This is a genomic window from Salinibacterium sp. SWN248, from assembly GCF_015864575.1.
Taxonomy (GTDB): Bacteria; Actinomycetota; Actinomycetes; order Actinomycetales; family Microbacteriaceae; genus Rhodoglobus.
Window position 1 is genome coordinate 359,583 of sequence record NZ_JADYWW010000001.1, and the last position, 26,990, is coordinate 386,572.

Sequence of the window (26,990 nt, forward strand, 5' to 3'; positions counted from 1 at the left end):
GGCGGAGGGGGAGTATGGTGACCCACCAAGTGGAACCTGAATAGCCACAAACCCCCGAGAAGGCACATCATGCGCTTAACCCGCCAGATGCCACCGAACCCGCTGAGACTTGTTTCCGCCGCAGCGGCGATGACATTAATTGCGACTTTGCTCACCGTAACGCTGCCCACCGCAGCTGTTGCCGACACTGCGGCTGCCCCGCCTGTGCCCACCACTGTGTCTACTGATCCCTTACCCACGCCCCAGATCAATGGTGTGGTCTGGGACCAGGTCATCGTGGGCAACACTGTCTACGCGTCTGGCGATTTCAGCTCAGCCCGACCGTATGGTTCGCCCGCGGGCACTAACGAGCAGAGTCGCTCGTACGTGCTCGCGTACAACCTCACGACTGGCGCCCTGCTGTCGTGGGCTCCGACGTTCAACGGGCAAGTTCGTGCACTGGCCGCATCTCCTGACGGAAGCCGGCTCTATGCGGTCGGCGACTTCACGTCGGTGAACGGTGTCTCCAAAAGTCGCATCGTTGCGTTCAACACCGCCACGGGAGCCATCTACGGTGGCTTCGATGCTGGCGCCAACTATCGCGTTTATGCGGTCGTGGCCACGAATACGCAGGTCTTCTTCTCGGGACCATTCACCTCGGTGAGCGGAAACACTCGGCTGGGTGGTGCTGCCGCCCTCGCCTCGAACGGTGCGGTGACCTCGTGGGCTCCCGAGCTCGCCGGCGGTCGAGCCTTCGGCATCGTTGTCTCCCCGGATGAATCCAAAGTCGTGATTGGCGGAGACTTCACGACCGTGAACGGATCGAGCAATCCCGGCTACGGCCTTGCCATGGTGGATGCCGCTGGGGGCGCGCTCATCACGCCCTTCGCCACCAATAATCAGGTGCGTAACGCCGGCCTCAACGCCGCCATTTTCTCGCTCTCGTCTGACGCTGACAGCTTCTACGGCACCGGCTATGTCTACGGCTCCGGCGGCAACCTTGAGGGCGTCTTCCGGTCGAACTGGTCGGATGGCGAACTCGTCTGGGTGAACGACTGCCACGGTGATACCTACTCGGTTTCTCCCGCGCCCAACGGAGCCATCTATGCCGCAGGGCACTCGCACTACTGCGGCAATATCGATGCCTTCCCGCAGACGAACCCGTGGTCGTTCAACCGCGGAATCGCGTTCTCGAAAGACGCCACCGGAAGCATCTCCCGTGACCCTTACGGCTACCACGACTGGTCGGGCAACTCGAGCCCGTCGCTGCTGAACTTCTTCCCCGACATCAACCTCGGAACCTTCACTGGCCAGTACCAGGGCCCGTGGGATGTCACGTCTAACGCTGAGTACGCCGTGTTCGGCGGCGAATTCACGCGCGTCAACGGGCAGAACCAGCAGGGACTGCTGAGATTCGCGATTCCGGCGATCGCTCCCAATGCGGATGGCCCGCGCCTGACCGGTGCCGACTTGACCCCGACGATGAGCTCTCCCGCTCCCGGCACGATCGCGTTGAGCTGGACCGCCGACTGGGATCGTGACAACGAAAATCTGACGTACCACCTCATCCGTGATGGCAAGAGTGGATCACCCATTTACGTCACCGAGCAAGCGTCGCGGTTCTACGACCGCCCGACCATGACCTACGTGGATACCGGCCTGACGCCGGGCCAGACCTACACGTATCGACTGCGCGCCATCGACCCGTATGGCAACAACGGCTGGGGTTCGACGGTGTCCTTCACCGCCGGTGCCACTGGCCAGTTGAGCGATTACGCGGCGGCCGTGATGGAGGATCAACCCTCCAACTACTGGCGCCTTGGCGAGAGTGGAAACACCGTGGTCGACAGCGTGGCTCGCGACAACGCGACCGCGACCAACAACGTGGGCTTCGGAACATCCGGAGCAATCATCGGCGACAGCAATACCGCCGCGACCTTCACGGGAAGCTCGAATAGCTACGCCGGATCGAACACCCAAATCTGGCGCGACAACACCTTCTCGGTCGAAGCCTGGTTCAAGACGAGTACAACCTCGGGCGGCAAGATCGTCGGCTTCGGTAACCGTCAAACCGGCAACTCAAGCAACTACGACCGCCATGTGTACATGGACAGTTCGGGCCGCCTGAACTTCGGCGTGTACACCGGAAGCACTCGCATCGTGCAAAGCGCGAAGGCGTACAACGACAACGAGTGGCATCAGGTCGTCGCCAGCATGGGCGCCGACGGAATGGAACTCTTCGTTGACGGAGTGCGCGTTGGCGTGAATCCCGACGTGGTGTGGGGCCAGAACTATTGGGGCTACTGGCGCATCGGTGGAGACCGCAGTTGGAGTGGCTCTGACTACTTCAACGGTGCCATCGACGAAGTAGCGGTGTACCCGACCCCCCTCACCTCGAGCCAAATCCAGAACCACTTCGAGCTCTCGGGCCGGTCGCTCTCCGGACCGCCCGCACCGACCGACGCCTACGGTGCTGCGGTCTACAACGCGAGCCCGCAGCTGTACTGGCGACTGGGGGAAGCCTCCGGTGCTGTCGTGAACGACTCCGGTCTGCAGGGACTCAACGGAAACCTCAGCGGAACCTACACGCGCAACGTGCCCGGTGCTCTGGGCGGAACAACAGATTCGGCCACGCAGTTCACGCAGGCGCTCGCGGCGACAACAACTTCACTGCCGAACCCCTCGACGTTCTCGAGCGAAGTGTGGTTCAGAACCACGAGCAGCACCGGCGGAAAGCTCGTGGAGTTCGGATCCTCCGCCACCGGCACCGCCAGCAACTATGGCGACAACGTGATCATGCGCAACGACGGAACGCTCGTGTTCGGTACGGGCAGCACCACCGTCTCGAGCACCGCCTCCTACAACGATGGCAATTGGCATCAGGCGGTAGCGACCCAGGGATCAGCAGGGCTGCAGTTGTTCGTCGATGGTGCGGTGGTGGCATCCAGTGCTGCAACACCGACCCAGACGTTCTCGGGCTACTGGCGACTTGGCCGCGGCAACACCGTGGGAGTGGCATCGTCGAACTACTTCGACGGTGACCTTGATGAGTTTGCGGTGTACCAGACGGTGCTGACCCCGAGCGAAATCAGCTCGCACTTCCTCATCGGCACGGCGAACGAAGCACCGGTTGCGGAGTTCACGCACTCGGAGAGCGATCTCGTCGCGAGCTTCGACGCGACCGGATCGTCCGACCCCGACGGCACTATCGACGCCTACGCGTGGGACTTCGGTGATGGTGCATCGAGCACGGATGCCGTGGTCGATCACCCGTATGCCGCCGCGGGAACCTACGACGTCACCCTCGCGGTGACCGACAACAAGGGAGCCTCGGCAACCGCCTCCGCCACAGTGACGGTGTTGGCTCCGAATGTGGCGCCCACCGCAGCCTTCACGAGTGACACCACCGACAACGTGGTGAGCTTCGACGCGAGTGGCTCGGCCGATAGCGACGGCACGATCAGCTCGTTCGCCTGGGACTTCGGCGACGGAGCATCCGCTAGTGGAGAAAGCACTTCGCATCTCTACACGGCAGCCGGCACCTACACCGTCACCCTCACCGTGACCGACAACCAGGGGGCTACAGGAACGGTCAGTCATGACGTGATCGCTCTCGATCCGCCCGTCGTGACCGTGCTTGCTCGCGACGAATTCGCTCGCTCCGAAACCTCCGGCTGGGGCACAGCTCTCGTCGGTGGTGATTGGTCGACGAACAGCAACGGCAACTTCTCGGTCGAATCGGATGTCGGAGTCGTGAACCACAGTTCGTCGGGCACTACCCGGCACGCCTGGCTCCCGAGCGTCTCGACGGACGACGTGACCGTCAGCGCGAGCATCTCCGTCGACAAAGCAATCACGGGTGGTGGCGCCTACACGGGCATCACGATGCGCGAAGTGGGCAACGGCTTCTACCAAGCCCGCGTGCGCTACTTCTCCAACGGCACCCTCGCCTTCCAGCTACTGAGTGGCAGCTCGACCAACATTGCGTACACGGATGTTGCGGGCCTCACTTTTAGTCCAGGCGACGTGTTGCTCGTGAAAGCGCAAACCTTCGGAACCTCGCCGACGACCATTCGCGGCAAGGTCTGGAAGCAGGGAACAAGTGAACCCAGCGACTGGACCCTCACCGCAACCTCGTCGGTTGCCAACCTGCAAACCGCGGGTGCCGTCGGTCAGTACAGCTACCTGTCTGGCTCGGCTACGAATGCTCCCGTGCATGTGAGCTACGACTCGTTCGTGGCGACTGCAGGCCACGCCGAGGAGCCCGTGACGCCGACGAATTTGCTGCCAACGGCATCCTTCACCAGCGCGGTGAATCTGTTGACCGCAAGCTTCGACTCGAGTGCGTCGAGCGACCCCGATGGCAGCATCGCCTCTCGATCATGGGACTTCGGCGATGGTCAGTCGAGCACCGCAACGAGCCCCGATCACAGCTATGCGACCGCGGGTACCTACTCGGTAGTTCTGACGGTGACGGATGATCAGGGCGCCACGGCTACCGTGACGCACCCCGTCACCGTCAGCTCGACTCCGGCGAACCAGGCACCCACTGCCGCGTTCACGTCGTCGGCGGCCGAGCTCGCCGTGACGTTCGATGCGACAGGATCGACGGATGCCGATGGCAGCGTCGCGAGCTACGCCTGGGACTTCGGAGATGGTGCGAGCGACACCGGAGCAACGCCCTCGCACAGCTACGCCAGCTCGGGTACCTACACGGTCGTGCTCACGGTGACGGATGACGAGTCGGCGACAGGAACGGTCAGTCACGATGTCGTCGTGACGGCACCGCCGGGCGCAGCCTTCGCCGAAGACGCCTTCGAGCGCACGGTTGCCGCTGGCTGGGGCTCCGCCAACACGGGTGGGGCCTGGTCGTCGAATACGAACTCGACCTACACCGTCGGTAGCGGCGAGGGTGCTTTCGTGCACACGAGTTCGGGTACTACTCGCCGGGCGTTACTGGCGGGCGTGAGCGAAACCTCGGTAGAGGCTCACGTGGAGATCACCACCGATAAGGCTGCCGAATCCGGCCACATTGTCGTGGGCGTGATTGGTCGTCAGGTTGGGTCGGCGTTCTACCAAGCGCGCCTGCGCCTGCAAACTGGCGGAGTCGTCGGACTGCAGATCATGTCGGGCTCCACGGTAGTGCTCGCCAACATGAACGTGCCGGGAATGACCTACGCGGCTGGGGATACCTTCATCCTGAAGACCACGGTGGAGGGCACGAGCCCGACCACGATTTCGGCCAAGTTGTGGAAGGAGGGAGACACCGAGCCGGCCGCCTGGCAGCTCGTGACTACCGATTCCACGGCAGCGTTGCAGGCGGCAGGTTCGGTCGGGTTCGAGAGTTACCTCTCGGGCTCGGCACCCAACGCTCCCGTGACCGTGAGGTTCGACAACTTCAGCGCGCGCCCCGTGCAGTAGGCAGCCTGAGCGTGTCAGGCAAACGGTCGGCCCTCGGAGCAATCGGCTCTCAGGGAATGCAGGCTCTCTCGAGCTTCACGATTCAGGCGCTTGTCGCGCGCACGCTCGGTTTTGATGGCCTCGGCGCTTTTGCCATCGCGTATGGCGTGATGGTGCTCGTCGCCGGACTTGCGAGTGGGATGGTCGGCGACTCGCTCGTCGTACTGGAACGGCGTGCTCCGGCCGTGCGCTCGGCGCTGCAGCAGTTCGCTCTCGGTATTGCTGTGGGGGCCGGAGTGCTGTCTGCTGCGCTCGCGGGAGCATCCGGACTTCTGGATGCCCCAACCGCCGCGATGTTCGGAGCCGGCGTCGCCCTCTTCGCGCTCGAAGAACTCATGCGTCGCCTGCTCATGGCCGGCTTCGGATTCTGGCGCGTCATGGTGATCGACTTCGCGTCGTTCGCGGTCGCGCTCGCCGTGATCGGGCTGAGTGCGCTCGCCGGAGCCCTCAGCCTCTTCGTGTTTCTCGGTGCCGTGGCGGCCGGTCAGCTCGCCGCTATCGGGCTCGGCGCAGTGCTGCTGCCGCGGCAAGAACGCTTCGTCGTGGGCTTCGTGCGCGGGGGCGTTGGCACCGTCTTTCGCTACGGCATCTGGCGGGCTGGCCAACAGTTCCTCCGCCCCGCCCTGCTCACCGTCGTGCGCACCCTCGTGACCGTGCTCGCCAGCCTCGCCGCCACCGGACTGCTCGAGGCGGGCCGCGTCTTCGTCGCCCCGGCCACTCTCGCGGTCAGTGGCCTCAGCTCGTATCTCTTCGTCTCCTTCGCGCGCGACAACAGCAAGCCTCTGGCCGAGAAACTACGGCGAGCGGACCGGGCCGTCAGCACTCTGGTCAGCCTCACCGTGGTCGTCGGCGCGCTCCTTGTCGCGCTCCTGCCGTGGGGAGGTGCGCTACTCTTTGGCACCGCGCCCGATCTGCTCGCCGTGATTGGCTGGATCGCCTACACCGCGTCTATTGCCGCCGTGACTCCGTATGGTGCGCTCGCGGCGGTCGGCGGAAAACAAGCGGCCGTGTTCGCTATTCGGGCGGCCGATACCGTTCTCGCCATCGGATTCGTGAGCGCCATCTTGCTGGCCGGGGGAGACGTGCAGTGGGTTCCGGCGGCGCTGGCCGCGGCATCCATTCTGGGCGGGCTCGGGATTCGTTGGATGATTCTCGTGCCGCTGGTGCGGGCCGGCTAGCGCTCGATCACGCTGCCGCCGAGGTGCTCGAGCCCGGTCTGCTCTTGCCCGGTGCCGCGTGCAAAGTCGGCGAGCGAGCTAAACGGGGTCACCCCGATCGCGTTGGTCGGCCAGGCAATGAGGGTTCGCGGTTCGAGTTCGGTCGCGCGCACGTAGAGGTTGTTGTCGACGGTGATGCCGAAGTCGCGGGCGCTGCGGGTGCGGGAGTAGTCCTCGATCCAGATGAGAGCTTCACTGCTGTCGACCAGTGTGTTGCCGACGATGCTCACGTCGGTGCCGACCCAGGTCATCTCGGCGTCATCCAGATACCGTTCGTCGTGACCGGCTTCGTTCTCGTCGCTCTTGAGGCGGTTGTCTTGAAGCACCGCGATGGCGTTGCGGCTGCCCACGACGACGTTGTCGCGAATCTCGACACTGCTCGTGTCATTGATCTTCATGCCGAAGATGCCATTGTCGGCGAGGTAGTTGTCGGCCACGAGCGCGCGGGCCGAGATTTCGAGAAAGAGCCCGTGGCCGGCATTGCCCACGAAGGTGTTGCCCGTGATGGTCAGGTCGCGGCACGACTGGTCGAACCACAGGGCGGTCGCGTTGTTGTCGGAGAAGTCAGAGTTGCGAATCTCGACGGTGCGCGAGCGCGTGAGTTTTAGCCCGCCCGCGACGGGTGCGCGGTTGAACCACTCCGTGTTGTTGCCGGATGCCTTCAGCCCGTCGATCTGGAGGTTATCGGCGTAGTTGGCGGCCACTCCGATCATCCCGCTTTCGGTAACCGTCACCTGGCGGATCGTCGTGTTGGCCGCCGTGATGAACAGGCCCGTTGTAGCCGACTCGGTGATCACCACGTTCTCGATTGTCACACCGGGTCGCTCGACCGTGACTGCGCCAAAGTCGGGCACCGAGGGCGCAAAGCGACGAATGCCGATGCCGCGAATCGTCGATCCTTCTGCCCGGATGCTCAGGGCCCGCTGAAGCGTGCTTGCCCTCACGGTGTGGCCGCTGGGGTTCTCGCCGAGGTACAGCACGCCCGCGCTCTCGTCGTGGAAGAAGCTCGACGCCGTCACCTCGTCGCGCGAGCCGACCTGCGTGAGTGGGGCGTCATCCAGCCACAGTTGGTCCGGATGCGCGGCGAGCGGATGCCCGGCGGTCACGAAGTTCCAGTACTGCTCGGTGTTGTCGGGGGCGCCCCGTTCGTAGGTGGGGCTCGAGTCGAAGACGGTGCCCCACGCCACCGACCAGAGCTCGCCATCAGCCTGCTCCCCGTCGGCCTGCCAACCATCGACCACTTCGCTGCCGTCGAGCCAGACCACCTCGCCCGGGTACGACTGCACCGTTACCGGGGTGCCCTCGGCGATCGTGAACGCCTCGTGGTACTCACCGCCGCGCAGCACGATCATGCCGCCGGCAGTCACCCGCGCCAGCGCCGCCCTGATCGTGCGGAGCGGTGACGCGAGGCTGCCGTCCGCGTCGTTGTCGCCGGTGGGCGAGACGAAGAGAGCGCCGGACTGGATGTCGTAACTGGTGGTTCCGAGTTCGGCTGCTCCGGCATCCGCAGCCCTCGCCGCAACATCGTCGGGGGCGCCGACGCCCTCGACAACAGGAACGTTCGTTCGAGCGGTGCTGTTGGCGCTGCCGCCGAGAGATGAGACCACTAGAGCACTCGCAGCGATGGCGAGAGCGAGCACGATTGCGACCGCAGCGAAGACCTGTCGGCGTCGAAAACGCCGATTCGTCGTGCCTGTCGCAACGCTCACTAGCGCTCCTTATGGCGTGAAAACCGCAGCAATCGGGGGTGCGCTGCGGAATCGATCCGGTATCTATTCTCCCAGAATCGCCCGGAAGCTACTAGGGTAAGGAAACCTGCAACGCTTGTTCAGCACACTGTCGTGCTGATTGTTACCCATCCCGATTGGGGTTCAACGCGTGGAAAGTTTGAGCTATCTCGAAATTTTCCGGCAGCGATGGCGTGCGATCCTTATTGCTGTCGTGGTCGGAGTGGGTTCCGCTGCGCTTATTGCGTTCAGCATCGCGCCGACCTACACGTCGACCGCCACTCTCTTCTTGTCGGTGAAAGACGTCAACGCCACGCTCGCGGAGCGATCGCAATTCTCCCTTGCTCGGGTCAACTCATACACCGACCTCGTGCGCAGCTCCGAGGTTCTTGAGCCGGTCATTTCAGACCTCGGCCTCGACCTCACGGTGCAAGAGTTGCGCAGTCAGGTCTCGGCAACCAACCCCAACAGCACCGTCAACATCAACATCGCTGCTCAGGCCAGTAGCGCTCAGGATGCCGCCCGCATTGCCAACGCGGTTGCTGACAGTCTGTCGCGCCTTGTTTCCCGCGTCGAAAATTTCGGCACGTTCTCGGTCTCGCTTGAGCGACTCATCCCGGCGCTGCCGCCAGCGGCACCGAGCGCTCCGCAGAAGACGGTCATTCTGGGTCTCGGCCTGGTTGCGGGGCTCGCCGCCGGCGCTGTACTTGCCCTGCTTTTGGCGCGCTTCGACCGTCGGATGCGTCAACCCAGTGATGTGCGCCGCGTCACCGGATTGCCCGTGCTCGCGGCCGTTCCGCGAGGGCATCGTCGCTCGCGAGGCAACGGTGCTGACCCCGAGTCGACGGTAGAGGCTGCGTACACAGAAGCTCTCGCCCGCATCACCCAGGCCAACGGTGGCACGGTGCCGCGCATCCTGTTGCTCGCGCCGGCCGGAGCCACAGCCAATCACGCTTCGGTCTCGTTGGGCGTTGTCGGTGCAGTTTCTGCAACCGGCAGGCAAGCGCTCTTTGTCGAAGCGGAAGTTTCTGGGGGCGATGACACCGCCCTTGGCCACTTCGCCGGCACCGCAGGACTCGCTGAACTGCTCAATGAGTCGACGACTCTGCCTGAAGTCACGCGCACGCTCGATGGTTCGGAGGCACTATTCGTCTCCGCCGGGGTCGCCGAAACGACCGAAGTTGCCGCCGACAAGACCCTGCGATCGGTGCTCACGCGGCTCATTTCGCGAGCGGATGTTGTGATCACGCAAGCGACATCCGAGAGTCGCCCGCTGAGCGTTCCCCTCATCGCCCCGTTCGTGGAGGTGGCTATGATCGTGGTTCGCTACAACCACACCTCCGAGGCTGAACTTGCGCAGACCGTCAGCCAGCTTCGTATTGCTGGGGTTCGCCCGCTCGGTGTCGTGCTGACGGATGTGCCGAATGCTCGCCACCTCGAACTGATGGCGACGTGGACTCCGGATGACTTCGCAGGCGGCCCCGCGAAAGCGCACGTGCATTTGCGGCGCAAGGCCAGCAAGCCCGCGGCGCCCACAGCGAACGCTACTGCCACCGCGGACCCCTCAACGGAGACCAAGGTTGGCCCCGACAGGAAGAAGAGCATGGCATCCGAATCCTCACCTTCGCCGACGCCCGTACCGAAGCCGTCACCGCCTAAGCCTGCCCCGCCCTCAGGACGCACCGAGCCTGCTGCTGCCTCTGCCTCCGAGCGCTCAAGCGAGAATGAACGCGTGGTCGTGGACTGATGTTCGCGACAGAACAGCGGGGGCGCAGTACCGTCTCACGTTCCTTGATCGGAACGTGGCTCCTCGTTGTTCTGAGCGTCGTCTCGTGGCGTCCCGATGCCCTCTTCGATGGCGGCTTTGATGTCGTGGTTATTGCGAAAGCCCTTGTCGCGTTTACTGCTTTTCTGTGCGCGGTAACGATTCATTCGCGCGCTCGCGTTCACGCGCGAGTCGGCGTGCGATCGGTCATCCTGCTCTTCATCGTTGTGGGCCTCTCGTGTGTTGGCGCACTAGCGGCAGACAGCCCGATGCCGTCGCTCGTGCTCGCCGTACGCATCGTGCTGCTCGCCGCCACGGTCTACGTGTTGGCGAGCAGTGCTGCGCCGCTCGAGGTGTTGACGTCCCTGTTCATTGCGATGGGCATCCTGACTCTTATCGGTGCCGCGAGCGGGCTGCCCGAATTTCTGAGCGACGGCCGGCTGCCGAGTGGCATCCCCGCCATGAAACCCAACGAGCTCGCCGGGCTTGCCGCGCCGCCCCTGCTCGCTATTGCGATCGATATCGCGCAGCGCGGGCTCACCCCGCGCAAGTCGGTGTTGCTCGTCACCTTTGCCGCGATCCTGTTGGCGACCGGATCCCGCACCACCCTGATCGTCGTCGTCATCGCGATGGTGCTGGCCGTCGTGCTGGCGTGGCCCGTTCCGCATTCCACGGGCATCGCCCTCATCCTGCTTGTGCCCGTCTCCTATGCCATGGTGGCGTTCACGAATGTGGTGTCTGAGGTCGCTATTCGCGGTCAGGATGTCAGTGAACTCGCCACTCTCAGTTCCCGCACGATTGCGTGGCAAGCGGTGTTCAGCATCCCGATGGACACCTGGCACAAGTGGATCGGTGTCGGCCTCGCGGCCAAGACCATCGAGGTTGATCAGCGCTGGTGGGATGTTCAAGTGCTCGACAGCAGTTGGATCTCCATCCTGTCGCAGGCCGGCATCCTCGGACTGATCGCGGTCGGAATCTGGGTGCTCTTCACCCTGAGGGACAGTCTCAAGAATCGCGAACTGCGCACCCTCACGCTTCCCCTGCTCGTTCTGCTTCTCGTGCGTAGTGCGCTCGAGAACGGGCTTATCGAGTCGAGCGTGATCTTCACGCTCTTCTTCCTCACGTCGCTCGTCCTTGAGCGAGGGCACCGTTACCCCTTCGAACGCAACCACTCTGTGCGGTTCGCGCTCGCTGTGGCACCAGCGCCCATCCCCCTCGAAGAACTCACACCTCCCCCGACCCGAACCCGGTGAGCACATGTCTCAAAGAATTGGATACGCCGCAGGAGCCTACGACCTCTTTCACGTTGGCCACCTCAACATTCTCAAACGCGCAAAGGAAGAGTGCGACTATCTGATCGCTGGCGTTGTTTCCGACGAAATGCTGGAGCAGACCAAGAAGCTGCGACCCACAGTTCCTCTTGAGGAGCGCTTAGAAATTGTGCGCAGCATCTGCTACGTGGATGAGGCGGTCGCCGAAACGGTGCCAGACAAGTTGGAGATGTGGCGTCGCTTGCAGTTCACGACGTTCTTCAAAGGTGACGATTGGCGCGGCACCGAAAAGGGGCTGAAGTTGGAGCGCGAGTTCGCCGCCGTCGGCGTCGAGGTTGTGTACTTTCCTTACACGGCCAACACGTCGAGCACCGGCCTGCGGCGGGCGCTGGAGTTGATCGAAGAGATGTCGGCGCGCGCACGGGCATAGTGGGGCAAACGCACCCAATTCACGCGGCAACCATTCAGACACCCGGAATAGCGTGGCGTTGCGGGCGGTTCTCCCCTGCAACGACATTTTCCCCAATTTTTGGAGCGCCATGAATCTCACCCAGCAGCTCAAAGAACGTGCCGACAACAGTGCGGCCACAAAGTCTGCCGAAGACAGCGCGACCCTCACGAACTCGGTGACCGAAGTCGAAAAGGCTGGCATCGTCAACAACGCGCTCAAGGTCGGCGACACCGCCCCTGACTTCTCGCTGCCGGATGCCGAAGGCAACACGGTGCGCCTCAGCGAATTGCTCGAAAAGGGCCCCGTTGCGATCGCGTTTTACCGCGGCTCCTGGTGCCCCTACTGCAACATCGAACTCAAGGCCCTGCAGGACATGCTTCCCGAGTTCCGCGCCGCTGGAGCAACGCTCGTGGCGATCTCGCCGCAAACCCCCGACGAGTCCCTCTCTCTCGAAGAGAAGCACAACCTCGAATTCCCCGTGCTCTCCGACGGCGAGCTCGAAGCGATCAACGGCTTCGGACTCCTTCACCCCGTGGATGACCGCACCAAGGCGTTCTACGAAAAGTCCGGTTACGACCTCGTGAAGTCCAACGGTGCGACTGGCTGGCAGCTGCCGCTTCCCGCAACCTACGTGATCGCGCAAGACGGCACTATCGCGTACGCGTTCGTGCAGGCGGACTACAAGTTGCGTGCCGAGCCCGCCGACGTCATCGAGGCGATCAAGGCTCTTTAGTGCCTCGGCCGCGTGCTGGTTTCTGGCACGTGGCCGCTGCGTCCCAGCCCAGGCGTAGGCTGGCGGGATGATTGAAACTCAGACACTTCTCGATGGCAGTTGGGCGTGGATTGCCCTCGCTATTGTCACCGCCGGCCTTGCGGAAATGAAGCATCGTCGGCGCTGGGTGTGGTTTCTTCTCGCCCTCATTTTCGGGCCGATCGCCACTGCGCTCGTCGTGATCTGGCGCCGCCCCGATTCCCCCTTCGGAAGGTAACGCAGTATGTCTCACCAGTTCGCTAGCTACGTCGCCATTGGTGACAGTTTCACCGAGGGCGTCGGAGATGAACTGCCGGATGGTCGGGTGCGCGGTTGGGCAGACCAAGTTGCTCTCGGTCTTGCGCTCGCATCGCCTGAGCCAGTCACCTATGCCAACCTCGCCATCCGTGGACGGCTCCTCGCACCCATCGCGGGGGAGCAGTTGCAGGCTGCGGTTGCCCTCCGGCCTCAGCTGATGAGCCTCAATGGTGGCGGAAACGACATCATGCGCCCCAAAGTCTCGCTGGAATCGATCACCGACCAACTACTGGCCGCAGTCGATACGGCCACGGCCAGCGGCATCCACGTTCTCTTACTCAGTGGCGGAAACCCGAGCAAGCACTTGCCGTTCGGATCGGTGATGGCCACGCGCGGTGATCGTTTAGCTCACGAGGTCATGTCGCGGGCGTCGAAGGACAACGTGACTTTCGTCAACAACTGGGCGGATGCCGAACTCACCAAGCTGCAGTACTGGTCGGTCGACAAACTGCACCTCAACGCGCGCGGGCATGCCCGCGTGGCGAGCAACGTGTTGTCGGCGCTCGAGATTGCGGTGCCCGACTTTGGCGCTGATGAGGGGCCAGCGGATGACGCTCGCCCCCGCACTGCGGCCTACTGGCGTGAATACGTGCTCCCGTGGATCGGCCGCCGTCTCACGGGGCGTTCCTCGGGCGACAACCGCGAACCGAAGAGTGCGACCTTGCAGCCCGTGGAGATCGCGGGGCGCTAGGTTTTTCCGGCGGCGTTGGCGAGGCTGGCGCCGCACAACGATGAAGGAGCTCTCATGACAACGGCACCGACTACTTACGAAGTTCACGGGCGAAGCGTTGCCCGTCACGAGGCGTCAATTCAGGCCGGAAATCAGACGATTCCGATCGATGCGCTGTGGGGTGCCGCAGAGTCTTCTGCGCTGCCAGGGCCAGCAGATCTGCTCGCATCAGCGTTGGCCGCGTGCATGCTCAAGAACCTCGAGCGATCTGGTGCGCTCATCCCGTTCAGCTACGAGAGTGCTGAAATTGATGTTCGCGCCCGCCGCCAAGATGCGCCGCCGAAATTCGTCGAGTTCGAATACGAAATCCGCCTTGTCACGAACGAAGACGAACGACGGGTCGAAATGTTGCACCGCAACCTCAGCCACTACGGCACCGTGTACAACACGCTCGCGGCGGTTGCCGACGTGCACGGCACCATTGTTGTGGTCAAGCCCTCCGCCGAGATCTAGGCGCGCGCGGCGAGCTAGTTGCGCGCGGCGAGCAGTTCCGCGAGACGCGGCAACTGGGTCTCATCGGCGAGTGCCGAACCGACCGCAACAACCTTTGCGCCCGCGGTGAGGTACTCGCCGGCGTTGCCGGCATCCATTCCGCCGGTGGCGACGAATCGCATCGCGGGGAACGGTCCGCGCATTGCGCCGAACCAGCTTGTGCCCAAGAGGGATGCCGGGAAGGCCTTCACCCAGGTGAGGCCAGCGGCTTGTGCGGTCTGAACCTCGGTCGCGGAGGCAACGCCCGGCAGCGGGGGCATTCCCGCTTCGAACGAGGCGCGAACGACGTCGAGGTCGAAGCCGGGGCTGACGGTGAAGGCCGCTCCGGCCTCCGCAGCTTGGCGCACGTGCTCGAGGGTGACGACGGTTCCGGCGCCGACAGACTTGCCGAGCTCCTTGCCTGCAGCAACGACGGCGCGCAGTGCTTCAACATCTTCGTCGCTCTGGATGGGCACTTCTACGGAGTCGATGCCGAGCTCCCACGCGGTGCGCGCGAGGGCAACACTGCGGTCGACGCCGAAGCCGCGAAGGATCGCCATGAGGGGCTGGCCTTCGAAGAGCTGGTCGAGGGATTCGTTAGAGATCTGAGCCATGAGAGTGAGCCTTTCAGCGGTGTGGGGAGAAAAGTTAGAGCGTGGGGAGGTCGGTTGTCGATTGCAGAACGAGGGCAGCGCGGTCGTGGCCGAGGCTCAAGCGCTGCTCGGGGGAGAGCCCGGTGAGGTAGCCGCTGAGGTAGCCGGCAGCGAACGCGTCGCCCGCTCCGACGGCTTCAACGACGTCGACCTTGTGGGCGGGCACGAAGACGCTGCCCTCGGCGCTGAACTCTGTCGCGCCGACGTCGCCGTCTTTGATCACGAGGATGCCGGGGGCGTCGAGCAGCGCCCGCACTTCTTCCGGCGTGGTCGTGCCCCACAGCACTTCGGCCTCATCGAGACCGACGAGCACGATGTCGGCGCGGCGGGCGAGAGCGAGGAGAGTTGGCCCGGCCTCTTCGATGGGCCAGAGAGCGGCGCGGTAGTTGACGTCGAAGCTCACAACAGTGTCGCTGTGCTGGGCGCGATCGAGCACTGACTCGATGAGCGCGGCACACGTGGCTGAGAGCGACGGCGTGATCCCCGAGATGTGAGTGATGGCCGCCTGCTCGAACGGAACCTCACCGAGATCATCCGGTGTCATTGCCGACGCCGCAGAACCCGCGCGATAGTAGGTCACACCGTTGCCGGGATCTTTGAAGTAAAAGCCGGTGGGGGCATCCGGAGTGAATTTCACGAGACTGGTATCAACACCGCGCTCGCGCAATTGGCGTTCAACGCGACGACCGAAAGCATCGGTGCCGAGGTGGCTTGCCCACGCGGCGTGATGGCCGAGAGCGGAGAGGTGCACGGCAACGTTCGACTCGGCGCCACCTGTTTCGAGGTGGAACAGTTCGGCGGTTTCGATGGGCTCGGCGACCGTAGGCGCAATGAGCACCATGGTCTCGCCGATCGTAATGATCTCCGGCTGCGTCGTCGTCTGCACGGTTCCACTATCGGCCATATGCGCATTCTGTGCAACACTGTTGCATATAGTGCAACAGACTCGAGCGGGACAAAGCTCCGCCAGTGCAGCAACGAGAGGGAGCCCGGATGTCGCAGAGCGTTCGTCGTGCAGCACGCATCGTCGATTCAATCGCCCGTCGCCCGGCGAGTGTCAGTGAGCTCGCCGAGGAGTTCGGAGTGCACCGCTCAACGATGTTCCGCGAAGTACAGTCGCTCGAAGAAGTTGGCTACCTGCGCAAGCGAAAGAATGGCGAGTACGTGCTCGGGCTGCACCTCATTGCTCTGGCTCATCAGGCATCCGACAGCCTTGATCTGCGGGAAATTGCGCACGATCGACTCGCGAAACTTCACCGCACGGTCGGCAACACCATCCATCTCGCGGCGATGGTCGACCACAGCATTGTCTACGTCGACAAGATCGAAGACACCAGCGGTGTGCGCATGTATTCGCGCATCGGCAGCCCAGCCCGGCCGTACTGCAGTGGCGTTGGCAAGGCGATCCTCGCGGAACTTGCTGCCTCTGACCGGGATGCCGTGCTGCGAAACGTGGTGTGGGAGAAGTTCACGCCCAAGACGCTCACGACGCGCCCCGAGCTCGATGCCGAACTCGCGATCGTCTCCGCCCGCGGCTGGGCGGTCGACGACGGCGAGTTTGAGGACTTCGTGAACTGCGTCGCCGTGCCGATCTATGGCCCTGCCGGTGTCGTAGGTGCACTCTCGAACACAGCAATTCGGATGGTCGCTGACCTCAACGCCCTCAAAGCCAACCTGCCGCTGCTGCAAAGCGTGGCGCGCGAGATCTCGACGGAGCTCGGAGCGGCCTGAGCGGGTGAAGGGGCGCACGAGCGGGCTAGTGGATCTTCTCTCAGCTATCGCCCGTAGGGTGAGGCCATGACACAGCTCACCGTGCTCCTTCATCGGCTCGGCGCGTTCGCGGCCAATATCGCGCAGATGTTCCTGCAAAACTATGGCGGCGGTAACGGCGATCCCCAAGTCTTTGACGAGACGGCCAAGCGCGATCGTGACTCGGATCCTGAAACCGGGCCCAAGGCTCGCGGGAACTGAGCGAGCAACGTGCGCACGCAGGTGAGCCCTACCGCGTCGGGTCGAAGACCTGACCGTCGTCGTTTTGCACAGCCCAGCTGAACCACATCTCGAAATAGAACGGAATCTCAGCCCCCTCTGGATCGATTATCTCCAGCTCGCCATCAGTTTTCGTGAGCGAGACCGTGCCCTCAGCGACAGTGGTTTCGTAACTGATGCCATCGTCGAGCGTCAACCACGGTGCGGCCACGTGGGTGTCGCCCACCGTGAACGCCACGAAGATTTCTTTGGACGGGTAGCGGTCATCAACTCGGCTGGGCACGAAGTAGAAGCTGTCGCTGTCGTCATAGCCGGCGTAGGGATTGTTGGAGTAGTCGCGCGTATGGCCGGTAGCTTCGCTGAGCACCACGGCATCCGGGTGGCGCTGTTTGATCTCACCCAGACTGAGCAACTGGAAGCTGTGCAGCTGGAGTTCGCTCGGGTAGTGCGTGCCGGCCAAAGCGTTGCCGGTGCTCTGCTGCCAGAGCGTCTCGGTTTCGCGGTCGAACATGATCATGTTGCTCTCGAGAAGCCCGCCACTCACTCCGAAAGTAGTGACGGTTCCGTCGGGCAGCACGCTGTCGTACACGGCTGCGCTGCCGCAGAGCGGGCAGAAGCTGACGGCGATCGGTGCACCGTCAATCGTGTCGTTCACAATTTCGTGCCAGACCAAGATGTTGTACGGGTACACCTTCGTTTCGGTGTCGCCCTGCACCACAATGGCGAGAACGTCATCCGGATGCTCGAAGTCGGCTACTGGCTCGAAGCGGGGCTCATCGATCGCCGGGATGCCATCTTTGGGCGGCCCGCCGCTGAGCGCCTGGCTGATTGCCGGGTCGGCCTGCGACCAGTCGGTGGCGGCAAAGCCTTGCTCAAGGAAAGGCGGGATATCAACCGCGCTGGATGACGAACCTGTCGTTCCCGCGGAACCGCTGGGCGAGGTGAGGTTGCTGCCGCTCAGCGCAATGCCCGCGACGATGGCGGTGATTCCCGCGACGGCGGCGGCAATCACGATTGCGGTTGTTCGCTTCTTCATGAGCTGGCTCCCGGTCGTGGCGCGTGGTGTTCGCCCAGACTAAGAGGAGCCTGCTATTCGTGTCTGTGACATGGCGCACAGAGCGGTCGATAGCGCGCTATCGACCGCTCTGTCGCTAAGAATCCGGTCTAGGAAACCGCGCTCGACGCCGCCCACAGGTTGATGCCGGCATCCTTGGCGTGCTCGTCGATCGCAGCCAACTCGGCTGGCTCGAATTCGAGGTTCTGAACCGCAGCAAGGTTCTGCTCAAGCTGCGTCACGCTTGAGGCGCCGATGAGGGCCGACGTGACGCGGTCGTTGCGTAGTGCCCACGAGATGGCGAGCTGCGCGAGTGACTGGCCGCGTCCGGAAGCGATGTCGTTGAGCGCCTTTACGCGGCCGAGGGTTTCGTCGTTGAGCATTCCCGACTTGAGCGAGCCACCCTTGGCTGCGCGCGAGTCTGCAGGAACCTCACCGAGGTAGCGGTCAGTGAGCAGACCCTGGGCGAGCGGCGAGAAGGCGATAGTGCCCAAGCCGAGCTCCTCCACGGTGTCGAGCAGACCGTTTTCGATCCACCGGTTGAACATGGAGTACGAGGGCTGGTGGATGACCAGAGGCGTTCCGAGGTCGTTCATGATGCGCACGGCTTCGCGCGTGAGTTCGGGGGAGTAGCTCGAAATTCCCGCATAGAGCGCCCGGCCCGAGGTGACGGCGGTGTGCAGCGCACCCATCGTCTCCTCCAGAGGAGTGTCGGGGTCGGCACGGTGAGAGTAAAAGATGTCAACGTAGTCGAGACCAAGGCGGTTAAGCGACTGGTCGAGACTCGCGAGCAAATACTTGCGCGATCCCATCACACCGTAGGGGCCTGGCCACATGTCATAGCCGGCCTTGCTCGAGATGATCATCTCGTCGCGGTACGGGCGGAAGTCTTCGCGCAGAATCTGGCCGAAGTTCGACTCGGCAGAACCGGCGGGAGGGCCATAGTTGTTGGCGAGGTCGAAGTGAGTGACGCCGAGATCGAAAGCGCGGCGCAGGATGGCGCGCTGATTCGCGATCGGTTTGTCATCTCCAAAGTTCTGCCAGAGGCCGAGAGACACGGCCGGCAATTTAAGGCCACTACGCCCAACACGGCGGTAGGGCATCGGTTCGTAACGGGCATCATCAGCGACATAGACCATTCGCTAATGCTGCCATAACTTTCCTCACTGCAGCAGGGAACGGGAGTTCCTCATCGGGGCCAGTCTGCTGCTGAGTAAGTCACATCACACTTCGGGCGTGGGCGGGAGACGTAGCATTGGCCTAATGACAAAGCCCCGCACCTCAACTCTGTGGCGCGCTGGCGTGCTTCTTGTCATTTTTGTGGCAATTGTGGTCGTTGCGTTGACGGTGCAACTCCCTTCCGTGGATGAGATCCACGAGTGGACCCAGAGCGCCGGAAGTCTCGGGATTGCCCTTTTTGTGATCGGCTACGCACTGCTCACTCTGACTCCCATTCCCAAGAGCGTGCTGAGCATGGCTGGTGGTGTCGCGTGGGGACTCTGGGTAGGCACTCTCATTGTGCTGATCGGCGCCTTGATCGGTGCGACCCTCTCGTTCTGGCTGGGCAGAGTGTTAGGGCGGGATGCTGTTGAACATTTCACGGGAGGGCGAGTGCGCGCCGTCGATGAGATGTTGCAGCGCCGCGGACTGCTCTCGGTGATTGCGTTGCGACTCATCCCTGTGCTCCCGTTCACGCTCATCAACTACGCGGCAGGACTGACTGCTGTGCGCATTCGGGATTACGCCCTGGGCACTGTCATCGGGATCATCCCGGGAACCTTCGCGTATGTCGCCGTTGGGGCGTACGGGGCAGAGCTCAACAGCGGGTTCTACATCGCGGTGGGAGCACTTGGCGTGCTCGCCCTAGGCGGTGTGATTATTGCGCACCGCATCCGCAAAGATGACTCGGTGCCAGAAGAAGTTGTGCCGGAGCAAGCTGCTCCAGAGCAGGCATAGTCCTGCAGGGGCGGGTGATCGCCCCAAGGTCGCCGCGTCTGGCCCGCTAAGCGGGCACCGTCCACAGCGCTTCGCAGGGAAGGCTCACGGTGACGGGGTCGCCGACCGAGAGTAGATTGCCGGGAGCTGCCTCGGTGTGAACATCCGCATCTCCGACCCGCACGACAAGTTCGCGGCGTGGGCCACGCTGAACGGCAGCCGTGACGGTGCCGCGAAGCTCGCGCGGGCCTAATCTTTGGCAGGCAGCAGCATCGGCGTGAGGGGTGGCGAGAGCAGCGGCATCCGCCCCGCTTGTGGCGTGACGCAGCGTGGAGGTGACGGCTTCGTGGCGAAAGACGAGCGTTGCGCGGCCGGAGCCAACGTCGCCGTCAATAGCGACGGCACCGATCGCGGAATGGTGCACGCCATTGTCGATCACGCCCGCAAAAGCATTCTTGCCGCCAAGCAACCGGGCGACGGCAAGCGACGCAGGCTGATGAAAAACATGATCAACGGTGTCGTGCTGCAGCAGCTGACCGTTCTCCAACACGACGATCCGTTCGGCCATCGCGCTCGCTTCGTCGCGGTCGTGAGTAACGAAGAGAATAGTCGGATTCACGGCCGCACGAATGCTCGCAATCATCGCGTGCATTTCATCCTTTAACCCGGGATCCAGGGCACTGAATGGTTCATCGAGCAACAGCACCGAGGGCTTCGCTGCGAGAGCACGCGCCACGGCAACGCGCTGCTGCTGACCGCCCGAAAGCGACTGCGGTGAGCGGGAAGCGAAAGTGCCCATCTGCACCATCTCGAGATGTTCGCGGGCCTGTTTCCGCGCCTGCGCACGGCTGACGCCCGCAGCGCGATCGGCGAACGCGACATTGTCGAGCACCGTCAAATGCGGAAACAGCAGCGGGCGCTGGAACACCATCGAGATACCGCGCTGCTCCGGGAGAAGCGCGGTGACATCCCGACCGCTGAGGCGCACACGGCCACCATTGGCATCCTCAAGACCGGCAATGATTCGCAGAATCGTGCTCTTGCCTGAGCCACTCGGCCCGACAATGGCGGTGCTCGTGCCGGGCAGAATGTCAAGGTTCACGCCGTGCAGCGCGGCTGGCGCGGTGGTCGAATAGCTCTTCGTGACAGACGTGAGCGTGATCGCAGAGGTCATCAATTCGGTGGTCATCGTTGTCTCCCTGGGTCAAGATTACGGCTGCGAGCGATGAGGCCAAGCAGAATGAGCGGCGGAATCACCGCAGACAATGACAGCACCGCCACACTTGATTCGTTGCCGACCCCGGATGCGCTTGACGCAATAATCAGCGGCAGTGTCACGAGGTGGCCACCTCCCACCACCAATGTGATGAGGTAATCGCTCCAGCCCACGAGGAACGCAAGAAACGCGGACCGTGCCAGCGCCGGAGCAATCAGCGGCAGATGGATGCGCCACAACGTCAGTCGCGAACTCGCCCCGAGCGTGCGGGCGGCTTCATCGAACCCATCGTCGTAGGCGGCGTAGGCGGCACGCATCGAAAAAGTCGTATACGGAATCGCGACGGCCACCAGCACGAGAACCACGCCAACAACGGGAGGAACCCATGCCCGCAACAGCAGCACATTGAGGCCGAGTACCGCAGCAAAGGGTGGCAGCATCACCGGAGAGAAAAGCAGAACGGTGATCGCCTTGCCGAAACGCACCTGACCGCGAGAAAGGGCGCGGGCCGCCATCGCTCCGAGCGGGGTCGCGATCGCGGCCACGACAAGTGAGAGCGCCAGCGAATGGAGGAAAGCGCGCCCGCCTCCGTTGGCGATAGCGGCGGTGAGGCCGTCGGTGCCGGTCTCCATCGGAAACGCTGCGGGGTGCATCCATTGGTCGGCAAACGACCACAGCACGAGCGGCAAGAAAGGCAACGCGAACCACAGCGCAATCAGCGCGGTCGACAGGATGCGCAGGGCACGGGCGAGCCCGCGAGACTGGGTCAGGGGCCGACCATGATCTCCGGGCATCCGCCGCTGCTGCTGGTTGCTGCGCGCAGTGTCGAGGTCGACGCTCGTAGTGGTGACGGTCATTGCCACGCTCGCATCCGGCGGAGTCCGAGCATGGCGAGCACCACAACGGCGGCAGTGAGAAGCAGAGTAATCACGGCAACGGCGGCCGCTTCCGGCCGAGCGGTGAGGCTAGCTGAGTTGAAGAGGCGAAGCGCCATCACCGAGAGCGGCTCAGGGTAGGTCTTGCCGAGCAGCCATGCGACCTCATAGGAGCCGAGCGTGTAGGCGAAAGCGATAGTGGATGCCACGAGTAGCGACGGGGCGGCCAGCGGCAAAACGACGAAGCGCAGCCGTGCTCCGCGGTGAGCGCCGAGCACCGCGGCAGTTTCGTCGTAGGACGTGATGCGGGTGGCGAGGGTGCCGACAATGATGAGCGCGATGAACGCTGACTCTTTCCACGCGTACTCGGCGATGACGGCAAACCAGGTGGGGCCGGCGACGAGCGCGGGCCATGACTCTGGCGGGATGCCGAAAATGCGCGCGAGCACACCAGAGTCGGAGAGGAGGAGTCCAACGCTCGCGGCGCCGACGAGGTGGGGCACGGTGACGGCGGCAGCGCTGAGCGCACCCACGATGCGGCCGCCCCAGTTTCCGGAGATGATCAGCACGGCGGTGAAGAAGCCGACGACGGCAGCGATCGCGGTCGAGACGACGGCGATCCCGAGGGAGAGCAGCGCCGAGCTGAGGAGATCGTCGGTGCCCTCGAAGGTCTTAACGCTCAACGCGGGCGTGCCCACGAGGGGCATGAGCCCGAGACTCTGCACCACTGTGGTGCCGATGCCACCGATCACCACAATCGCGACCGGGATCACGGCTGGCAGCACGAGAAGGGTGGCGCGCACCCCTCGGCGTCGCGGCCGGCTCAGCATCGCTGTCATCAGCGAGCAGCGATCCTCGTGCGCCAAGCGTCATCGAGAGCGGGGACCCATTCGGCCGAGAGTTCGGGGTTGGCGTTCTGCGAAAGGATGTCAAAACTCGGCACGACGGGCGATTGCGGCAGCGCATCGAAGAGTGCGCGGTCATCGGCAGAGAGAGCATCCAAATCCAACACCGTGAACTGGCCCCACACTGCCGGGTCAGCTTTCGCGACCTGCTGCTCAACCGACAGGGCTTCGTTGGCGACAACCATCGCGCCGGCGATGTTGCCGGAGTTGCTGGGGATGCCGAAGAAGCTGGCGTTGCCGAGCGTTCCATCGTCGACGGTCAGCACTCGCGTCGTGTCGGGCAGGGTGCCGTTCTCGACGAGGGCGGTAAGGGTGGCTGGCCCGTAGGTCATCATCATGTCGATCTCACCATCGGCAAAGAGCTTGGTGAGTTGTTCGGATGTTGCGGGGTACGTGCTGCCTTCACGCCACAGCGACGGAGCGAGGGCGTCGAGGCGGTCGAACAGCGCCGGCGAGAGTTCGTCGAAAGCCTCATCGCTGAAGGTGGATGGGACGTTCTCGTAGCCACCTGACTCGCTGTAGAGCACCGACCGCAAGAAAGCGGAGCCGGTGAAGTCGGGGGCGGCCGGGTACGTGAAGCGGCCGGGGTTGGCTTCAGCCCACTCGAGGATGCCTTCGATCGTGGTTGGCGGGTCCGGCACGGTCGCCGAGTTGTAAACGAACGAGAACTGCGCTTTGTGCCAGGGAGCTTCGCAGCCGTCGACGGGGGTGCCAAAGTCTTCCGTGAGCAGCGGGTCGGTGGCGGAGACCGCAGTCATGTTCGGCAGGAGGTCTGTCCACTCGCAGAACCAGGCATCCGCTTGTTTGCCGGTGCGGAAGTTGTCGCCGTTGATCCACACGAGGTCGACAGCGCCATCCGTATTGCGGCCAGCCTGCAGCTCAGTGAAAACGCGGTTGAGCGCGTCCTTGGTGTCGGCAATCGGTACGCGTTCGAGCGTGACGCCCTGCGCCGCCGCGGCCGGAGCTAGTACGTCGTCGACGTAGGCGTTGCCCTGATCGTCGCCGCCCCACATCCACAACTTCACGGTCTGGCCGTCGGCCGCGACCTGCACATCAGCCCAATCGAAGAACTCGGGGCCGCGAGGAGTGGTCGTCGGCGCCGAGCACGCGCTCAGGGCCAACACGGTCAGTGCTGCCGTAGCAAGCACGGGAAGGATGCGGCGGCGTGCGGTCGTGGAGTGCTGGGGGCGAAACGGATTGCGAATCGGCACGCACGTGCTCCTTGACAGTCGACGGAAGAGGAAGCGCCAGACACCCAGCGCAGTGAACTCTAAGACTAAGTGCGAACTTCTTCGTTGCTCAGTAAGCCACATCACATACGCAGCGCGGAGCCTCGACATAACATTGGCCAAATGAAAAAGAACCGGTCCTCTTCCCTGTGGAAAGCTGGCGCGTTTGTCGTCTTCCTCATCGCAATTGTGATCGTGGCGTTCACGATCGAAATCCCGTCCGTTGACGAGATTCAAGGATGGGCAGAAGGCACCGGACTGCTTGGTGCTGTGATCTTCATCGTCGCCTACGCCGTGCTTACCCTCACTCCAGCGCCGAAAGCCGTGATCAGCATTGCGGCCGGGCTCGCGTGGGGATTGTGGATCGGCACGCTGCTGGTGCTCGTGGGCGCCGTTATCGGCGCAGCCCTCTCCTTCTGGATTGGCCGCCTTCTCGGCCGCGATGCTGTTGAGCAGTACACCGGCGGCAAGGTTCGCGCCGTCGACGAGATGCTCCAAAAACGCGGACTGCTTTCCATGATCGCGCTGCGCCTTATCCCGCTCATTCCTTTCACTGTTATCAACTACGCCGCTGGCCTCACCGCCGTGCGCGTGCGCGACTACATGATCGGCACCGCCGTCGGCATCATCCCCGGCACCATGGCCTTCGTCGCCGTCGGCGCCTACGGGGCCGAACTCAACACTGGCTTCTTCATCGCCCTCGGAGCGCTCGGCGTGCTCACGATCGGCGGTGGCATCGTTGCTGGCCGGCTCCGCAAGAAAGATGCGGCGGCCGCAGCGGCTGCGGAGAACAACTAACGATGCTGGATGTCCAGCTGCGTCGGGCGGTCAGTAAACCTCTCAACGCAATGGCTTCCGCGCTCGACGTGCCCTGGATCACCCCCGACCGGCTCACCATCGCCGGACTCGTGATCGGGTTGAGCAGTGCCGCGCTCGCCGCAACTCAGCTCTGGGCGTTGGCCCTCGTGGCGTGGTTGCTCTCGCGAGTGCTCGACGGGCTCGACGGAACGCTGGCTCGCCGCCGGCGCGCTGCGGCATCCGTACCCCGGCCCGCCACGGCGAGCGAAGCGGGCGGTTTTCTCGATATCGTCGCCGACTTCGTGGTTTACGGCGCGACGGTTCTGGGCGTCGCAATCGGCGCCACGACCGCCTTCGATGCGCCGTGGTGGCCGTTCTTGGTCGTGCTGTTCGCGTACTACATCAACGGAGCAGCGTTCTTGGCGTTCTCCTCGATCGCTGAACGCACCGGCCGCACGCTTTCAGACGACGACAATCGCTCGCTGTTCTTTCTCGGACGCATCGCCGAGGGCGGCGAAACCGTCTTCGTGCATACCCTCTGGCTCGCGCTGCCGTTCATTGCCTGGCAGATCGCACTCGTCTGGAGCGTTGTCGTTCTCGTCAGCGCTGCCCAGCGCATGATCGTCGGCTACCGCATACTGCGCTAGCGCCGCCTTCTCGCCGGGCCGCCTCACCTCTAGTCGCGGGGCGTGCCCAACAGCGCACGCCGCACTCGAGCCAGCAGTTGGATGCCCGACTTCACGACTCCGCTCTTCAAGCGGAATTGCACGTCGGCGATCGCGGCATTCCACAGCGCATCGGTGAACGTCGGGTAGGCGTGAGTGGCGCTGGCCAGAGTGCTCGTGGAGAGTTTTGCGCTCACGGCAACCGTCAGCTCGCCGAGGCTTTCTCCGGCACGGGGGCCGACGATTGTTCCGCCGAGCACGCGCCCGCCGGAGTTCACAACGATCTGCGCGAAGCCGTCGTCGTCGCCTTCAGCAATGGCGCGATCAGTGGCACTGTGTTCGCCGGTAAAGACGCGGTGCTTTCCTTCGACGGCATCCGCTGCGGTGAGGCCAACCGCGGCAATTTCGGGCGAGGTGAACGTCACACGCGGCACGACTGCGTCGTTGAATTTGCGGCGCAATCCGAGGATGGCGTTGGTGCCGGCGGTGCTGCCGCTCACGCCAGCAACGTGGCTGAACTTCGGCAGCCCGGCAACGTCTCCCGCCGACCAAATGTGCTTGTTTGTGGTGCGCAGCGAGGCATCCACGTCAACGTAGCCCTGATCGGTGATGGCAACGCCGGCCGTTTCGGGGGAGAGAGTGTCGAGGTTGGGGGTGCGACCGATTGCGGCGAGTAGGCGATCGAAGGGAACGCGGGTTCCATCGTCGAGCACGAGTTCGCCACTGAGGCCGTCGCTCGAGACGACCTCAACGGCGCTGCGGTTGTGCAGCATGGTGATGCCGTCGCGCTCGAACGTGGCGTGAAGCACCGCGCTCGCGCGCTCTTCTTCGCCGGGGAGGATGCGGCTGCTGCGGTTCACGATCGTGACGTCAGAACCGAGCCGTGCCATTGCTTGGCCGAGCTCGCTGCCGATTGCGCCGCCACCGAGAACCACTAAGCGTTGAGGGAGTTCGTCGAGTTCCCAGATGGTGTCGCTCGTGAGTATCTGGACGCTGTCCGCGCCGGGGAAAGAGGGAACGCGCGGCACGGTGCCGGTCGCGATGACGGCCTGCACGAAGGTGTGGCGAGTGCCGTCGATCTCGAGAGAGTGGCGCCCCGTGAAGCGAGCATCGCCGTGGGCGACTTCGATGCCGAACTCGGCAAAGGCTTCAACCGAGTCGTGTGGTTCGATCGTGGCTACCGCATCCTGAACGTGGCCCATCGCGCGAGCGAAATCGACCGTCACGTTCTCGGCGATGACGCCAAAGCGTTCCGAGGTGCGCGCAACGTGCGCGGCATGAGCGGCAGCAATCAGTGACTTGGAGGGCACGCAGCCGGTCCATAAGCAGTCCCCACCGAGGCGGTGTCGTTCGACAAGCAGCACGCGTGCTCCAAAACGGGCGGCGGTCTTGCTGGCGACAATTCCGGCGCTGCCGGAGCCGATGACGATGAGATCCCACTGAGCGGGCATGCGTGTTCCTTTCGAGAGGGCGTTTGCCCCCAGTCATGTTTAGCAGCGCATTGTTCAGCGAACCGTACGCTAGATCACAG

General features: G+C 63.6%; 24 protein-coding genes. 14 read left to right on the forward strand and 10 right to left on the reverse strand.

What is annotated here, in order from left to right; translation table 11 throughout:
• The first annotated feature begins 69 nt into the window (after positions 1 to 69).
• Positions 70 to 5,400 carry a PKD domain-containing protein gene (locus tag I6E73_RS01680; protein ID WP_197122598.1) on the forward strand — a complete coding sequence of 1,777 codons (5,331 nt, stop codon included), beginning with the start codon at positions 70 to 72 and terminating at the stop codon, positions 5,398 to 5,400.
• 11 nt (positions 5,401 to 5,411) lie between these two features.
• Positions 5,412 to 6,617 (forward strand): hypothetical protein, encoded by a 1,206-nt coding sequence (locus tag I6E73_RS01685; RefSeq protein ID WP_197122601.1) that lies wholly within the window; start codon positions 5,412 to 5,414, stop codon positions 6,615 to 6,617.
• Here I6E73_RS01685 and I6E73_RS01690 read toward each other — a convergent pair.
• Entirely contained in the window at positions 6,614 to 8,365 is a 1,752-nt protein-coding gene (locus I6E73_RS01690; RefSeq protein ID WP_197122603.1) for a right-handed parallel beta-helix repeat-containing protein, read from the reverse strand. The genes I6E73_RS01685 and I6E73_RS01690 overlap by 4 nt on opposite strands.
• Positions 8,366 to 8,534: 169 nt before the next feature.
• On the opposite strand from I6E73_RS01690, the gene I6E73_RS01695 reads away from it, so the two are divergent.
• From I6E73_RS01695 to I6E73_RS01725, 7 genes are all read left to right on the forward strand, one after another.
• Positions 8,535 to 10,130, forward strand: a complete 1,596-nt coding sequence (locus I6E73_RS01695) for a Wzz/FepE/Etk N-terminal domain-containing protein (protein ID WP_197122605.1) — start codon at positions 8,535 to 8,537, stop codon at positions 10,128 to 10,130.
• Between the two features lie 44 nt (positions 10,131 to 10,174).
• On the forward strand, positions 10,175 to 11,401 hold the full coding sequence (locus tag I6E73_RS01700) for an O-antigen ligase (protein ID WP_197122607.1): 1,227 nt from the start codon (positions 10,175 to 10,177) through the stop codon (positions 11,399 to 11,401).
• Between the two features lie 4 nt (positions 11,402 to 11,405).
• Complete coding sequence (locus tag I6E73_RS01705) at positions 11,406 to 11,849, forward strand: adenylyltransferase/cytidyltransferase family protein (RefSeq protein ID WP_197106797.1); 444 nt, start codon at positions 11,406 to 11,408, stop codon at positions 11,847 to 11,849.
• 109 nt (positions 11,850 to 11,958) lie between these two features.
• Complete coding sequence (locus I6E73_RS01710) at positions 11,959 to 12,603, forward strand: peroxiredoxin-like family protein (protein WP_197122609.1); 645 nt, start codon at positions 11,959 to 11,961, stop codon at positions 12,601 to 12,603.
• Between the two features lie 67 nt (positions 12,604 to 12,670).
• Positions 12,671 to 12,859 carry a hypothetical protein gene (locus I6E73_RS01715; protein ID WP_197106795.1) on the forward strand — a complete coding sequence of 63 codons (189 nt, stop codon included), beginning with the start codon at positions 12,671 to 12,673 and terminating at the stop codon, positions 12,857 to 12,859.
• Positions 12,860 to 12,865: 6 nt separating this feature from the next.
• On the forward strand, positions 12,866 to 13,630 hold the full coding sequence (locus I6E73_RS01720) for an SGNH/GDSL hydrolase family protein (protein ID WP_197122611.1): 765 nt from the start codon (positions 12,866 to 12,868) through the stop codon (positions 13,628 to 13,630).
• A 54-nt stretch (positions 13,631 to 13,684) separates the two neighbouring features.
• Positions 13,685 to 14,122 carry an OsmC family protein gene (locus I6E73_RS01725; RefSeq protein ID WP_197122613.1) on the forward strand — a complete coding sequence of 146 codons (438 nt, stop codon included), beginning with the start codon at positions 13,685 to 13,687 and terminating at the stop codon, positions 14,120 to 14,122.
• A gap of 14 nt (positions 14,123 to 14,136) precedes the next feature.
• Here I6E73_RS01725 and I6E73_RS01730 read toward each other — a convergent pair whose 3' ends face one another.
• Both I6E73_RS01730 and I6E73_RS01735 read right to left on the reverse strand, forming a co-directional pair.
• Complete coding sequence (locus I6E73_RS01730; RefSeq protein WP_197122615.1) at positions 14,137 to 14,754, reverse strand: bifunctional 4-hydroxy-2-oxoglutarate aldolase/2-dehydro-3-deoxy-phosphogluconate aldolase; 618 nt, start codon at positions 14,752 to 14,754, stop codon at positions 14,137 to 14,139.
• A 34-nt stretch (positions 14,755 to 14,788) separates the two neighbouring features.
• Positions 14,789 to 15,697 carry a sugar kinase gene (locus tag I6E73_RS01735; protein ID WP_197122617.1) on the reverse strand — a complete coding sequence of 303 codons (909 nt, stop codon included), beginning with the start codon at positions 15,695 to 15,697 and terminating at the stop codon, positions 14,789 to 14,791.
• 89 nt (positions 15,698 to 15,786) lie between these two features.
• Between I6E73_RS01735 and I6E73_RS01740 the strand changes: the two genes are divergently transcribed.
• Both I6E73_RS01740 and I6E73_RS01745 read left to right on the forward strand, forming a co-directional pair.
• Positions 15,787 to 16,524: an IclR family transcriptional regulator gene (locus tag I6E73_RS01740; RefSeq protein ID WP_197122619.1), complete on the forward strand. Its 738-nt coding sequence runs from the start codon at positions 15,787 to 15,789 to the stop codon at positions 16,522 to 16,524.
• Positions 16,525 to 16,590: 66 nt separating this feature from the next.
• On the forward strand, positions 16,591 to 16,764 hold the full coding sequence (locus tag I6E73_RS01745) for a hypothetical protein (RefSeq protein ID WP_197122621.1): 174 nt from the start codon (positions 16,591 to 16,593) through the stop codon (positions 16,762 to 16,764).
• 28 nt (positions 16,765 to 16,792) lie between these two features.
• Here the strand turns inward: I6E73_RS01745 and I6E73_RS01750 are convergent, their stop codons facing one another.
• Together I6E73_RS01750 and mgrA are read right to left on the reverse strand one after the other, a co-directional pair.
• Complete coding sequence (locus tag I6E73_RS01750) at positions 16,793 to 17,818, reverse strand: DUF3179 domain-containing protein (RefSeq protein WP_197122623.1); 1,026 nt, start codon at positions 17,816 to 17,818, stop codon at positions 16,793 to 16,795.
• Positions 17,819 to 17,946: 128 nt separating this feature from the next.
• Positions 17,947 to 18,975: an L-glyceraldehyde 3-phosphate reductase gene (gene mgrA, locus I6E73_RS01755; protein WP_197122625.1), complete on the reverse strand. Its 1,029-nt coding sequence runs from the start codon at positions 18,973 to 18,975 to the stop codon at positions 17,947 to 17,949.
• Positions 18,976 to 19,099: 124 nt separating this feature from the next.
• Between mgrA and I6E73_RS01760 the strand changes: the two genes are divergently transcribed.
• Positions 19,100 to 19,792, forward strand: coding sequence for a TVP38/TMEM64 family protein (locus I6E73_RS01760; protein ID WP_197122627.1), 693 nt, complete (start codon positions 19,100 to 19,102; stop codon positions 19,790 to 19,792).
• 46 nt (positions 19,793 to 19,838) lie between these two features.
• On the opposite strand, the gene I6E73_RS01765 is transcribed toward I6E73_RS01760, so the two are convergent.
• From I6E73_RS01765 to I6E73_RS01780, 4 genes are read right to left on the reverse strand one after another with little or no spacing between them, the layout of a single operon-like run.
• Positions 19,839 to 20,960, reverse strand: coding sequence for an ABC transporter ATP-binding protein (locus I6E73_RS01765; protein WP_197122629.1), 1,122 nt, complete (start codon positions 20,958 to 20,960; stop codon positions 19,839 to 19,841).
• Positions 20,957 to 21,844, reverse strand: a complete 888-nt coding sequence (locus I6E73_RS01770; protein WP_231600505.1) for an ABC transporter permease — start codon at positions 21,842 to 21,844, stop codon at positions 20,957 to 20,959. The genes I6E73_RS01765 and I6E73_RS01770 overlap by 4 nt, the downstream gene beginning before the upstream one ends.
• The gene (locus tag I6E73_RS01775; protein WP_307784195.1) at positions 21,841 to 22,665 is read right to left on the reverse strand and encodes an ABC transporter permease subunit; all 825 of its coding nucleotides are present in this window, start codon (positions 22,663 to 22,665) and stop codon (positions 21,841 to 21,843) included. Before I6E73_RS01775 ends, I6E73_RS01770 begins: the two co-directional genes overlap by 4 nt.
• Positions 22,666 to 22,700: 35 nt before the next feature.
• The gene (locus I6E73_RS01780; RefSeq protein ID WP_197122633.1) at positions 22,701 to 23,978 is read right to left on the reverse strand and encodes an ABC transporter substrate-binding protein; all 1,278 of its coding nucleotides are present in this window, start codon (positions 23,976 to 23,978) and stop codon (positions 22,701 to 22,703) included.
• 141 nt (positions 23,979 to 24,119) lie between these two features.
• Here I6E73_RS01780 and I6E73_RS01785 point away from each other — a divergent pair, with 141 nt between their 5' ends.
• A complete protein-coding gene (locus I6E73_RS01785) occupies positions 24,120 to 24,794 on the forward strand; it encodes a TVP38/TMEM64 family protein (RefSeq protein WP_197122635.1) in 675 nt (224 codons plus the stop codon).
• Positions 24,795 to 24,796: 2 nt separating this feature from the next.
• Positions 24,797 to 25,441 (forward strand): CDP-alcohol phosphatidyltransferase family protein, encoded by a 645-nt coding sequence (locus I6E73_RS01790; RefSeq protein ID WP_197106780.1) that lies wholly within the window; start codon positions 24,797 to 24,799, stop codon positions 25,439 to 25,441.
• Between the two features lie 29 nt (positions 25,442 to 25,470).
• On the opposite strand, the gene I6E73_RS01795 is transcribed toward I6E73_RS01790, so the two are convergent.
• Positions 25,471 to 26,910, reverse strand: coding sequence for an NAD(P)/FAD-dependent oxidoreductase (locus I6E73_RS01795; protein WP_197122637.1), 1,440 nt, complete (start codon positions 26,908 to 26,910; stop codon positions 25,471 to 25,473).
• Between the last annotated feature and the right edge of the window lie 80 nt (positions 26,911 to 26,990).

Excerpts from the sequence above, each read along its gene's own strand:
- I6E73_RS01680 (WP_197122598.1), top strand. The coding sequence starts at position 70 with ATGCGCTTAACCCGCCAGATGCCACCGAACCCGCTGAGACTTGTTTCC.
- I6E73_RS01770 (WP_231600505.1), bottom strand. The coding sequence starts at position 21,844 with ATGACCGTCACCACTACGAGCGTCGACCTCGACACTGCGCGCAGCAAC.
- I6E73_RS01765 (WP_197122629.1), bottom strand. The coding sequence starts at position 20,960 with ATGACCACCGAATTGATGACCTCTGCGATCACGCTCACGTCTGTCACG.
- mgrA (WP_197122625.1), bottom strand. The coding sequence starts at position 18,975 with ATGGTCTATGTCGCTGATGATGCCCGTTACGAACCGATGCCCTACCGC.
- I6E73_RS01730 (WP_197122615.1), bottom strand. The coding sequence starts at position 14,754 with ATGGCTCAGATCTCTAACGAATCCCTCGACCAGCTCTTCGAAGGCCAG.
- I6E73_RS01710 (WP_197122609.1), top strand. The coding sequence starts at position 11,959 with ATGAATCTCACCCAGCAGCTCAAAGAACGTGCCGACAACAGTGCGGCC.
- I6E73_RS01735 (WP_197122617.1), bottom strand. The coding sequence starts at position 15,697 with ATGGCCGATAGTGGAACCGTGCAGACGACGACGCAGCCGGAGATCATT.
- I6E73_RS01790 (WP_197106780.1), top strand. The coding sequence starts at position 24,797 with ATGCTGGATGTCCAGCTGCGTCGGGCGGTCAGTAAACCTCTCAACGCA.
- I6E73_RS01705 (WP_197106797.1), top strand. The coding sequence starts at position 11,406 with ATGTCTCAAAGAATTGGATACGCCGCAGGAGCCTACGACCTCTTTCAC.
- I6E73_RS01785 (WP_197122635.1), top strand. The coding sequence starts at position 24,120 with ATGAAAAAGAACCGGTCCTCTTCCCTGTGGAAAGCTGGCGCGTTTGTC.
- I6E73_RS01745 (WP_197122621.1), top strand. The coding sequence starts at position 16,591 with ATGACACAGCTCACCGTGCTCCTTCATCGGCTCGGCGCGTTCGCGGCC.
- I6E73_RS01760 (WP_197122627.1), top strand. The coding sequence starts at position 19,100 with ATGACAAAGCCCCGCACCTCAACTCTGTGGCGCGCTGGCGTGCTTCTT.
- I6E73_RS01720 (WP_197122611.1), top strand. The coding sequence starts at position 12,866 with ATGTCTCACCAGTTCGCTAGCTACGTCGCCATTGGTGACAGTTTCACC.
- I6E73_RS01795 (WP_197122637.1), bottom strand. The coding sequence starts at position 26,910 with ATGCCCGCTCAGTGGGATCTCATCGTCATCGGCTCCGGCAGCGCCGGA.
- I6E73_RS01725 (WP_197122613.1), top strand. The coding sequence starts at position 13,685 with ATGACAACGGCACCGACTACTTACGAAGTTCACGGGCGAAGCGTTGCC.
- I6E73_RS01740 (WP_197122619.1), top strand. The coding sequence starts at position 15,787 with ATGTCGCAGAGCGTTCGTCGTGCAGCACGCATCGTCGATTCAATCGCC.
- I6E73_RS01750 (WP_197122623.1), bottom strand. The coding sequence starts at position 17,818 with ATGAAGAAGCGAACAACCGCAATCGTGATTGCCGCCGCCGTCGCGGGA.
- I6E73_RS01715 (WP_197106795.1), top strand. The coding sequence starts at position 12,671 with ATGATTGAAACTCAGACACTTCTCGATGGCAGTTGGGCGTGGATTGCC.